Below are 11,241 nucleotides of genomic sequence, written 5' to 3'. Positions count from 1 at the left end.
ATCATCCTCCTTATACATTCATAACATTTACTTTACCCATAGTAGTGTAGGTAAAATAAAAGCTCCGAATCAGACTCGAACTGACGACCCCCTCATTACGAGTGAGGTGCTCTACCAACTGAGCTATCGGAGCTTATGAAAAAAGCCTATATAGCCTTAATCCATGCGAGATTAAGTGTAATATAACGGTTGGAAAAAATCAATTAAAAACTCAATTAAAATGTTGAGAAAATCAATATGTTTTATTATAATGACACATGTACCAAAATTTATTATTAGTGGGGATTTAAAATGGAAACTAAAAAGAAAAATTTACCTGCATTTAACATTAAGGAGTTCTTTTCAAAAGAAAATCTTCCTTTAATTACACTTATAGCCCTTGGAATTTTCGCAATTTTTGCTATTGTAGTTTCAATCGTTGCTTTCAAAATCAACGTGGTAGTAGCTTGCGTGATGGTTATTTTGGAGGCTGCTCTTGCTGCTTGCCTCAATAAAATTCCTATTTGGATTCATGGACTTGTCATCATTGCTCAGATTGTCTGCGGTATCATGGCATCTCAGGTACCTTTCATGATCCTTATGGCATGTGTTTATATATTTGCAATTGTTTTTTTATATATTTGGTCAAGTTATGATTCGTCAAAATTATCAAAATAAGCTAGATAAATTAATAGAGAACTTAGAAAAAGAAGGCCAAGTGCCTTCTTTATTGTTACATAGCTGTTGTGGGCCTTGTAGTAGCTACTGCATTGAGTATCTTTCACAGTATTTCAATGTTACTGTCTTTTATTACAACCCAAACATTTATCCAGATGAAGAGTATTATCATCGTGTAAAGGAGCAACAGCGTTTTATCAACGAATTTCCTACTAAGCATCCAGTTGCTTTTATCGAGGGTGATTACGACAAGGACAGCTTCTATGAAATTGCCAAAGGCCTTGAAAATGAGCCGGAAAAAGGTGCTAGATGCCACAAGTGTTATGATCTTCGTTTGAGACGTACTGCAATGGTTGCAAAAGAAAAAGGCTTTGACTTTTTCACAACAACGCTTACAATATCACCAATGAAAGATTCCCAGGTGCTTAATGAAATCGGCATGAAAATTGCCGAAGAGCTTGAGATACCTTGGCTTCCAAGTGATTTTAAAAAGAGGGAAGGGTATAAGCGAAGCACTGAGCTTTCAAAGGAATACGACATGTATAGGCAGGATTACTGCGGATGCGTCTATTCCTATAGAGACAGACAGTTACAGAAACAACAGGCAAGTATGGAGGATTAGTTATGGCGCAGTTATGGGGTGGAAGATTCACCAAGGCTACAGATCAAATTGTTTACGATTTCAATGCTTCTATCAATTTTGATAAAAAGCTTTTCGAGCAGGATGTAAGAGGTAGCAGAGCACATGTTACTATGTTGGCATCTGTTGGTGTTATCACAGATGATGAGAAAAATCAGATTCTTGCTGGTCTTGATGGAATCGAAGCTGATGTTAAGTCTGGTGCACTTCAGATAACATCTGAGTACGAGGACGTACACAGTTTTGTAGAGGCAAATCTGATTGATAGAATCGGAGATGCTGGAAAGAAGCTCCATACTGGACGTTCCAGAAATGACCAGGTTGCACTTGATATGAAGCTCTACACAAGAGAGCAGGTCAACTCTACAGCCAAAGCCTTGGAACACCTTTTAAATACAATTCTTGGCATCATGGAAGAAAACATCGACACTATCATGCCAGGCTTTACACATCTTCAAAAGGCTCAGCCAATTACAGTTGCCCATCATATGGGAGCCTACTTCGAGATGTTTAAAAGAGATGTTATGCGCTTAGCTTTCATCAACTCATCAATGTACACTTGTCCATTGGGCTCTGGCGCCTTGGCAGGCACCACATATCCTCTTGATAGAGATATGACTGCAAAGCTCCTTGGTTTTGAAATACCTACACTTAATTCGATGGACGGTGTTTCTGACAGAGATTATCTTATCGAGTTCTTATCAGCACTTTGTACTATCCAGATGCATCTTTCTCGTTTTTCAGAGGAAATCATTATCTGGAATAGTAATGAATATCGATTTATCGAGATTGATGATGCCTTCTCTACAGGAAGCTCTATCATGCCTCAGAAGAAGAACCCTGATATTGCTGAGCTTGTACGTGGAAAGACAGGCCGTGTTTATGGCGCTTTGATGTCCCTTCTTACTACAATGAAGGGCATACCTCTTGCTTACAACAAGGACATGCAGGAGGACAAGGAAATGTCTTTCGACGCTATGAAGACAGTTCAGGATTGCATAATACTTTTCGATGGTATGCTTTCTACAATCAAGTTCAATAAGGACGTGATGGCGAAGAGCGCTAGAAACGGCTTTACAAATGCCACAGATGCGGCAGATTACCTTGTAAATAAGGGCGTACCTTTCAGAGATGCCCACGGCATAATCGGTCAAATCGTTTTGGCTTGCATCGACAAAGGGATTGCCATTGATGATATGTCTTTAGAGGAGCTTAGAAGCTATTCTGAAGCTTTCGATGAAGATATTTTCGATGCGATTTCTATGGAGACTTGCGTAAACAAGCGCCTTACAGTTGGTGCTCCAGGTCATGATGTTATGCTAGATGAAATCCAGTTATGTAAGGATTTTATGAAGAATATTCCAGAACATTTTAGTTTTGAGTAATAATTATGCAAGGAGTTGTTAAATTTGTTTAATTTCTCCTTGCATTTATTATATAGTTTGATTATAATCTAGTCTAATGACGGACATTTGTCCGCGACACAAATACAAAAGTAAGGAGAAGTTTGAAATGAGCGAGAAATTAAGAGTCGGAATTCTTGGTGGTACTGGTATGGTTGGTCAGAGATTTATTTCTCTACTTGAGAACCATCCATGGTTCGAGGTTACAACTATTGCAGCTTCACCACGTTCTGCGGGACAGCGTTATGAGGATGCAGTAGGTGGCAGATGGAAGATGGATACTCCAATGCCTGCAGCTGTAAAGGACATCATTGTAAAGAACGTTAATGAGGTTGAAGAAGTAGCTAAAGAAGTAGACTTCGTATTCTCTGCAGTTGATATGTCTAAGGATGAAATCAAGGCAATCGAAGAAGCTTACGCTAAAACTGAGACTCCAGTAGTTTCAAACAACTCAGCACATAGATGGACTCCAGATGTACCTATGGTTGTTCCAGAAATCAATCCTCAGCACATGGATGTTATCAAGTATCAGAAGGAAAGACTTGGTACAACTAGAGGATTCGTTGCAGTTAAGCCTAACTGCTCAATTCAGTCATATGCTCCAGTTCTTACAGCTTGGAAGGAATTCGAGCCATATGAGGTTGTTGTTACAACATATCAGGCTATTTCTGGTGCAGGTAAGACTTTCAAGGATTGGCCAGAGATGGAGCACAACATCATCCCATTTATCTCAGGAGAGGAAGAGAAGTCTGAGAAGGAGCCACTTAGAATTTGGGGCGAAATCAAGGACGGTGTTATCGTTCCAGCTGATGATGTAAAGATTACTAGCCAGTGTATCCGTGTTCCAGTTCTTAACGGACATACAGCAGCTGTATTTGTTAAGTTCAAGAAACAGCCTACAAAGCAGCAGCTTATCGATGCAATCAACAACTTCTCTGGTGTACCACAGGAGCTTAAGCTTCCATCAGCACCAAAGCAGTTCATCCGTTACATGGAAGAGGACAACAGACCTCAGGTAGCACTTGATGTAGATTACGAAAATGGTATGGGCATCAATGTTGGTCGTCTTCGTGAGGATAGCATCTATGATTGGAAGTTCGTTGGATTGTCACACAATACAGTACGTGGTGCTGCAGGTGGTGCAGTTCTTTGTGCAGAGCTTCTTAAGGCACAGGGTTATATCACAGCTAAATAGTATAAAATCTGATTTTAAGGCAGGCACAGTTGTTAGTGCTTGCCTTTTTTATTGGATATAAATATATTTTATAAATTAAATTCAAATAAAATACTTTTTTAGTGTAGTCTGCTAAAGTGAATTGTGTTATTATAGTACTCGTACTTAGTGAATTGACGTTTTATTGGGAGAATAACATGACACGAAGCAACGAACTTAAGAAGCTAGAAACTATTTACCAAGAGAATAAAAGCAACCTTGTGCTTTTATATGGCAGACGTGGCTGCGGCTGTGAGTCCGTTTTAGATGAATTCACAACTGGCAAAGATTATTTATATTACCGTAGCCGTCAATGCTCAGATAACAAGCAGCTAAAGTATCTTAATGATCAGATGGCATCTGCGTACGATAAAAAGATGGAATCTGAATCTTTTGACGAGTGTTTCAAGAATTTCAAATCTAAAGATGGCTCTAAGCTTGTGTTTATTATTGATGAAGCTCAGTTTGCTATCAAGAAGAATAACGATTTGCTTTCAAGCCTTGTTTCTTTAAAGAATAGAAAGCTTTATCCTGGCAAGATCATGATCATTATTGCTAGTTCTTCGATAGTATGGTCTGAAAACACTTTTACAGAATTTGCAGGAAATGCCATTAATGAAATTGATGAGACTATCAAGCTTGAGAATCATTCATTCCTTGATATTGTCAGAGCTTTTCCAAATTACACTGTTGCTCAGTGCGTTAGCACATACGGTATCATCGGTGGTGTTTCTGATTACCTTGACAGATGGAATGGTAAAAAGAGCATTAAAGCAAATGTCTGTGAAAATATATTATCTCCAACAGGATTTCTTTACTCGGAGGCTGAGGGATATATTTCTTCAGAGCTTAGAGAATTATCTTGCTACAACACAATTTTAGGTTCTATTGCAGCTGGCAATGAAAAGCTTAATGATTTGTTTGAGGATACAGGATATTCAAGAGCAAAGATTTCTGTATATATGAAAAACTTGGCAGCATTTGATGTTATAGATAAGGTTGTTTCCTTTGAGACAGGCGGATGGGACAATACAAAAAAAGGTATTTACAGAATTGTTGAGCCTTACACAAATTTCTGGTTCACATTTGTATATCCTCATTTATCAGAGTTGATTTCACACACACCAGAAGCTTTCTATGACAAGTTTATTGCTCCAAGCTTGGATGAATACTTACAGAATTACTTCGTGGATGTATGTAGAGAATATTTACATCTATTAAATATGGTAGGGCAGCTACCAATCAAGCTAGTAAAAATTGGTACATGGCTTGGTAAAGAAGGAACAATTGATGTAATCGGTCAGAGTACTAACAGAGAAAATGTGGTTGGTATTTGCAACTGGACAGAGAAGACTATGGGATACGAAACATACGAAAAGCTTCTCGATTCTATGAAGCAAGCTCGTATCACTGCAAACACCATATTCCTTTTCTCAGCTACTAAGTTTGACAACAAATTAGTTGAGCTTTCAAAAGAAAATAAATCTGTTGTGTTGGTGGACATGACGGAGCTATAAAGTTATAATATTTAGAGCCCCTTGCCTTTGGCTAGGGGCTCTAAATATTATTAAAACTAAAATTAATTTTTACAAGGGAGTAATAAGTTTGGGCAAAAAATTGATTATCACTGAGAAACCATCTGTTGCAAGAGACTTTGCAAGAGTGCTGAAGGTTTCCGGAAATCAAAACGGATTTATTGAGAATAATGAATATGTCATTAGCTGGTGCTATGGCCATTTGGTTCAGATGGTTTATCCAGAGGAGTATGACATTAAATATAAAAACTGGAATCTTGAGGATTTGCCATTTTTGCCTACTGAGTACAAGTATGGTGTTGTTGAATCTGCAAAGGACCAATACAAAGTAGTTAATGGCCTTTTGCACAGAGAGGATATTGATACTGTATATTGGGCAGGTGACTCGGGAAAAGAAGGACAGACAATTGAGGAAAACATCCGTAATTATGGTGGAGTTCGTGATGGCATGACAGAGCTTCGTGTTTGGATTGATTCACAGACTGATGATGAAATCCTGCGCGGTATTAATGAAGCAAAGCCAATGAGCGATTACGCAAAGCTTGGAGCTTCTGGTATTATGCGTACCATCGAGGATTACAGTCTTGGTATTAATTTTTCCCGTGCTTTATCTGTTAAATACGGCCGTTTGATAAACGATGCGGCAGCTACCACAAGCTATGCAGCAATTGCTATTGGTCGAGTTATGACTTGTGTGCTTGGTATGGTAGTTGAGAGAGAAAGAGAGATTCGTAATTTCAACGAGGATCCTTTCTTCAAAGTAGTTGGTAAGTTCTCAGATGTTAATTTCCCGGCTGAGTGGAAAGCTGTTGACGGATCCAAGTATTTTGAATCTCCTTTGTTGTATGGCGACAAGGGTAACGGCTTTAAAATAAAGGATAGTGCTCAAAAGTTAATAGACGATTTAACAAATGCAGAAGCCCAGGTCTCAGATAAGGAAACAGGTATTTCAAAGAAAAAAGCACCTTTGCTTTTCAACCTGGCTGAGCTTCAGTCGGAGTGCTCTAAGCGCTTCAAGATTTCTCCGGCTCAAACCCTTGATATTATTCAGGAGCTTTACGAGAAAAAGTACACTACATATCCTCGTACAGACGCCAGAGTTCTTACAACAGCAGTTGCAAAGGAAATCAATAAAAACCTTAACAAGCTTCAGTCTTACGGACCTACTGCAAAGTATGTTCATGAGATTCTTGCAGATAGAAAATACATCGGCATTGAAAAGACAAGCTATACAGACGATAGCAAGGTTACTGATCACTATGCGATTATTCCTACAGGTCAGTGCAATGGAATAGAAAACCTTTCCCCTCTTAGTCAAAAGGTTTACGAGCTTATTGTTCGTCGTTTCCTTTCTATTTTCTATCCACCTGCAGAATACAAAAATGTAAAAATCACAGTTAAGATAGATTCTGAATACTTCTTTGCAGGAGCAAAGCTGTTAGTAAAGCCAGGATACCTTGAAATTGCCGGCATCCCTAAGAATAAAAAGGATGATGCAGGCGATTCTGACGATGAGAACGAAGAGGCAGAGGATGATTTCTCTAAAGAGAAGTTTGCTGCCTTTGTAGAACAGGTTAATATTGGAGATTCCATCAATGTAAATGGCTTCGAGTTAAAGGAAGGAAAGACTTCTCCACCTAAGAGATATACATCTGGTTCATTGATTCTTGCAATGGAAAACGCAGGAAAGCTAATCGAGGATGAGGAGCTTCGAGAGCAGATTAAAACGACTGGTATTGGAACATCTGCTACACGAGGCGAAATACTTGAAAAGCTTGTTCGAATCGGATATCTCAATCAAAACAATAAGACTCAGGTCATCACACCTGAACGCTTGGGCGAGATGATTTACGAGGTAGTTCTTTTGACTACACCATCTCTTTTAAAGCCAGAGCAGACTGCCAACTGGGAAAAGGGATTGGAAGGAATTATTAATGGTTCTGTAGAGTTCGATGATTATCGTAAAGAACTAGAGGACTACATTCGTACTGAAACAAAGAGCATGATAGATTCCGACCTGACTCAGACTATTGCTCTTAATATTAATCAGTTCACTGGTAAGGATTCTAAGGGTCTTGCTACAAGAAAGCCTCTTGGAATTAATTGTCCAGCATGTGGTGGCGAGCTTACCACTACATCCTTTGGATATGGCTGCAGTAACTACACTAACGATGAAATTAAATGTAGATTTAGTATCGGCCAGATTGCTGGAGTTGACTTGCCTGAGGAGCAATTTAGAAAGCTCATCCTTGAGGGTAAGACAGATTTAATAGAAGGATTTAAGAGTAAGTCAAACAAGCCATTTAAATCTGTGCTTAAGCTAGGCAAAAACGAAGATGGTGAATTCAACGTTAGCTTTGATTTCTCTGAAACACCTACTGAGTATGTTGAGGATTTGAAATGTCCTGTTTGTGGTGGAAGAATTGCAAAGACTGGATATGGATTTGCATGCGAGCATCGTTTCCAGGAGGAGAATCAGTGTTATTTCTCTGTTGGTGAAATCGCTGGCAGAAAAATCTCATTAGAAGAGCTTACTACACTTCTTAATAATGGAATCACTGATGTGCTTACTGGTTTCAAGTCAAAGACTAATCAGAAGTTCAGCGCTAAGATTCAATTAAAAGAAAACGAAGAGGGCAAGAAGGTACTTAGCTTTAACTTTGATGGAATTGAGGCTGAAAAGCTTCCAGATGTTAAATGTCCTGATTGTGGAGGAGATATTCTTGTTCGTCCTAGCGGATATGGCTGTGCAAATTTTAATGCCCAGGATGAAAACTCATGTAAGTTCTATATAGGAAAGACAATTGCAGGAAAGAATATCAGCTCGCAGGTTGTTACCGAGATTCTTAAAGAAGGAAAGTCAGATACACTTAGAGGCTTTAAGGGCAAGACTGGAAAGAAGTTTGACGCAAGGCTTGTTCTTAAAAAGAATGAGGAGACAGGTCGTACAGAGCTTGTATTTGATTTCGATGATGTGGCTCCTAACTATTTGGCAGATGTGGTTTGTCCTGATTGCGGCAATAAAATCATAAAGACAAACTTCGGTTTTGCGTGTGAAAAGTACTTTGATAAAGAGAATAAATGTAATTTTGTCATAGGAGAGATTGCTTCTAAAAAGATTGGCGATGGTGATGTGAAAGAGCTTCTTACAGAAGGACACACCAAAACTATTCGTGGCTTCAAAGGCAAATCAGGTAAGAAGTTTGATGCATGCCTTGTCCTTAAGAAAAATGAAGAAGGCAAATCAGAGGTAACCTTCGATTTTGATAATGTAGAAGCGAAGGATATTAAGGATGTAGTTTGTCCTGTATGTGGAGGCAAAGTGGTTGTCACTCCGTTTGGTTACGGATGTAGCAATTACAAAAAGGATGATCCTGAGAATTCATGTGGCTTTAATATTGGACAGATTGCTGGCGTTAAGCTTAAAGAAGCTCAGGTAAAGGAGCTTTTAAAGGATGGCATCACATCTACAATATCTGGATTCAAGTCTAAGAAGGGAACAAAGTTTGATGCGAAGCTTGCTTTAAATAAAGATGAAACTGGTAAAGTATCAGGCATCAAGTTTGTATTCGAAGACGAAGAAAAGGTAATGGAAGGTTTGAAATGTCCTAAATGTGGCGAGCCTATTTTAAAGAATCACTTTGGCTACAGATGTAAGAACAACATCAGGGACAACGTAGACAGCTGTCAGTTCTATGTAGGCAAGGTCGCCGGCGTAGATATTCCAGAAGACCAATTCAAAAAGCTTATCCTGGAAAAGAAAACTGATGTTATATCTGGCTTTTTGAGTAAAAAAGGTTTATTCTTTGATGCGAGACTTAAGCTCAATGACGAATGTAGAACAGAGTTTGAGTTTGATAATTATTCAGATGCAAAGTAATTTACATACAAGAAAGGGAACATTATGGAACAGACAAAAATTAAATCTATGTATAATTTAGATGAAACTATCGCTAAAGACTTGTTTGATGGAAAGGAATATCCATGGGAGGTTCTTCCTGAGATTTCTGAGTTCATCAAGAAGCTTGGCCCAACTCTTGATCCAGAGAAGTTCGAGAAAAGAGGAGAGGATGTTTGGGTAGCTAAGTCAGCTAAGGTTTTTGATTCTGCATATCTAAACGGACCTCTTATCATTGATGAGGATGCTGAGGTTCGTCAGTGCGCTTTTATTAGAGGTTCAGCTATCGTTGGAAAGAACTGCGTAGTAGGTAACTCTACAGAGCTTAAAAACGTTGTTCTTTTTAACAACGTACAGGTACCTCATTACAACTATGTTGGTGATTCAGTCCTTGGTTACAAGTCTCATATGGGCGCTGGTTCAATCACATCAAATGTAAAGCAGGACAAGACTCTTGTTGTTGTAAAATCACGCGATGGAGAGAAAATTGAAACAGGATTAAAGAAATTCGGAGCCATGCTTGGAGACAATGTAGAGGTTGGATGCAACTCAGTTCTTAACCCTGGTACAGTAGTTTGCCCTCGTTCAAATGTTTACCCACTTTCTTCTGTAAGAGGAGTTGTTGAGGCAGACAGCATTTTCAAGAGCCAGGACAACATCGTTAAGAAAAACTAAAAAATTGAAATTTTTTAAGACCCGTTCTTTAAAGAATGGGTCTTTTTTGTTAAACTAATTAAAGATTATTTTTTTTAGGGAGGATTTATAAAAAATGGGACTTATTCAAGCAGTAAAAGGCTCAGTGTCTGGTGAGCTTGCAAATCAGTGGAAAGAGTTATTCGTATCTGATTCAATGTCATCAGATGTACTTGTTAAAAGAGCTGTTCACAAGATGACAGGCCGCGGTACAAATACTCAGGGAGATGTTGATGTTATTTCACACGGCTCTGCAATCATTGTAAACGAAGGTCAGTGTGCTCTTTTAGTTGATAGCGGAAGAATTATCGATGTTGCTGCAGAGGCAGGTGCATATGAATGGGAAGATAATGGTTCTGCTTCTATTTTTGCAGGTGACTTTATCGATGTATTTAAGGAATTCGGACGTAGATTTACATTCGCCGGCGAGAAGCCAGTTCAGCAGAGAGTGTATTTTGTTAATACAAAGGATATTGTTGGATTGAAGTTCGGCACACCATCACCTATTCCTTTCAGAATTCTTGATAACAACATTGGATTAGATTTAGATACAACACTTAAGCTTAACGGTAACTACAGCATGAGAGTATCTGATCCTACTCAGCTTTATGTTAACCTTGCAGGTAACGTAAAGAACGAATACACAGTTGATGATATTCAGGATCAGCTTCGTGCTACATTTATCCAGGCTCTTCAGCCAGCACTTGGCAAGCTTACAGCACTTGGCGTTAGACCTTCAGGTATTCCAGCCTATACAAAGGAAATATCTGAGGCTATGAGTGATGAGCTTGATCAGGAATGGACAGATAAGTACGGTCTTGCAATTACATCTGTTCAGATTCTTACAACAGTTATTCCTGACAAGGACGCTGATTTACTTAGAGAACTTCAGAAGTCTGGTGCACTTCGCTCACAGGCTATGGCAGGTGCTACACTTGTACAGGCTCAGGCAGAGGCAATGAAGACAGCAGCTGGCAATGCAAACGGTGCAGCTATGGGATTCTTTGGTATGAACATGGCTATGCAGGCAGGTGGTGCAAATGCAGCTGATTTATTAAATGCAGGTGCTGCAGGTCAGCCTCAGGCTGCTCCAGTTCAGGACGCAGCTGCAGCACAGCCAGGTAGATGGTTCTGTCCAAATTGTGGCAATGAAAACTACGGCAATTTCTGCGTAAATTGCGGAACTAAGAGACCATAGGAAG

At 39.1% G+C, this 11,241-nt stretch carries 8 protein-coding genes and 1 tRNA gene; 8 read left to right on the top strand and 1 reads right to left on the bottom strand.

Annotated elements, in window-relative coordinates; genetic code table 11:
* Positions 1 to 60: 60 nt before the first annotated feature.
* Positions 61 to 133: transfer RNA gene (locus tag T375_RS03405), tRNA-Thr, on the bottom strand.
* Between the two features lie 158 nt (positions 134 to 291).
* Here T375_RS03405 and T375_RS03400 point away from each other — a divergent pair.
* The 8 genes from T375_RS03400 to T375_RS03365 all read left to right on the top strand — a co-directional run bounded on the left by T375_RS03400 (position 292) and on the right by T375_RS03365 (position 11,237).
* Positions 292 to 657, top strand: coding sequence for a hypothetical protein (locus T375_RS03400; RefSeq protein WP_049960270.1), 366 nt, complete (start codon positions 292 to 294; stop codon positions 655 to 657).
* Positions 632 to 1,279 (top strand): epoxyqueuosine reductase QueH, encoded by a 648-nt coding sequence (locus T375_RS03395; protein ID WP_044934782.1) that lies wholly within the window; start codon positions 632 to 634, stop codon positions 1,277 to 1,279. The genes T375_RS03400 and T375_RS03395 overlap by 26 nt, the downstream gene beginning before the upstream one ends.
* Positions 1,280 to 1,281: 2 nt before the next feature.
* Complete coding sequence (argH, locus tag T375_RS03390) at positions 1,282 to 2,682, top strand: argininosuccinate lyase (protein WP_044934780.1); 1,401 nt, start codon at positions 1,282 to 1,284, stop codon at positions 2,680 to 2,682.
* A 127-nt stretch (positions 2,683 to 2,809) separates the two neighbouring features.
* Positions 2,810 to 3,895, top strand: coding sequence for an aspartate-semialdehyde dehydrogenase (gene asd, locus T375_RS03385; RefSeq protein ID WP_044934777.1), 1,086 nt, complete (start codon positions 2,810 to 2,812; stop codon positions 3,893 to 3,895).
* A 176-nt stretch (positions 3,896 to 4,071) separates the two neighbouring features.
* Positions 4,072 to 5,430 carry an ATP-binding protein gene (locus T375_RS03380; protein ID WP_044934774.1) on the top strand — a complete coding sequence of 453 codons (1,359 nt, stop codon included), beginning with the start codon at positions 4,072 to 4,074 and terminating at the stop codon, positions 5,428 to 5,430.
* Positions 5,431 to 5,518: 88 nt separating this feature from the next.
* Entirely contained in the window at positions 5,519 to 9,328 is a 3,810-nt protein-coding gene (locus tag T375_RS03375) for a DNA topoisomerase III (RefSeq protein ID WP_081821944.1), read from the top strand.
* Between the two features lie 24 nt (positions 9,329 to 9,352).
* Entirely contained in the window at positions 9,353 to 10,021 is a 669-nt protein-coding gene (locus T375_RS03370; RefSeq protein ID WP_033154253.1) for an acyltransferase, read from the top strand.
* A gap of 94 nt (positions 10,022 to 10,115) precedes the next feature.
* A complete protein-coding gene (locus tag T375_RS03365; protein ID WP_044934771.1) occupies positions 10,116 to 11,237 on the top strand; it encodes an SPFH domain-containing protein in 1,122 nt (373 codons plus the stop codon).
* The last annotated feature ends 4 nt before the right edge of the window (positions 11,238 to 11,241 follow it).

The sequence above is a fragment of the Pseudobutyrivibrio sp. LB2011 genome, assembly GCF_000701765.1.
Classification (GTDB): domain Bacteria; phylum Bacillota; class Clostridia; order Lachnospirales; family Lachnospiraceae; genus Pseudobutyrivibrio; species Pseudobutyrivibrio ruminis.
The sequence above is the reverse complement of the archived record's forward strand: the minus strand, read 5'-3'. Positions and strand labels throughout refer to the sequence as shown.

Excerpts from the sequence above, each read along its gene's own strand:
- T375_RS03400 (WP_049960270.1), top strand. The coding sequence starts at position 292 with ATGGAAACTAAAAAGAAAAATTTACCTGCATTTAACATTAAGGAGTTC.
- T375_RS03395 (WP_044934782.1), top strand. The coding sequence starts at position 632 with ATGATTCGTCAAAATTATCAAAATAAGCTAGATAAATTAATAGAGAAC.
- argH (WP_044934780.1), top strand. The coding sequence starts at position 1,282 with ATGGCGCAGTTATGGGGTGGAAGATTCACCAAGGCTACAGATCAAATT.
- asd (WP_044934777.1), top strand. The coding sequence starts at position 2,810 with ATGAGCGAGAAATTAAGAGTCGGAATTCTTGGTGGTACTGGTATGGTT.
- T375_RS03380 (WP_044934774.1), top strand. The coding sequence starts at position 4,072 with ATGACACGAAGCAACGAACTTAAGAAGCTAGAAACTATTTACCAAGAG.
- T375_RS03370 (WP_033154253.1), top strand. The coding sequence starts at position 9,353 with ATGGAACAGACAAAAATTAAATCTATGTATAATTTAGATGAAACTATC.
- T375_RS03365 (WP_044934771.1), top strand. The coding sequence starts at position 10,116 with ATGGGACTTATTCAAGCAGTAAAAGGCTCAGTGTCTGGTGAGCTTGCA.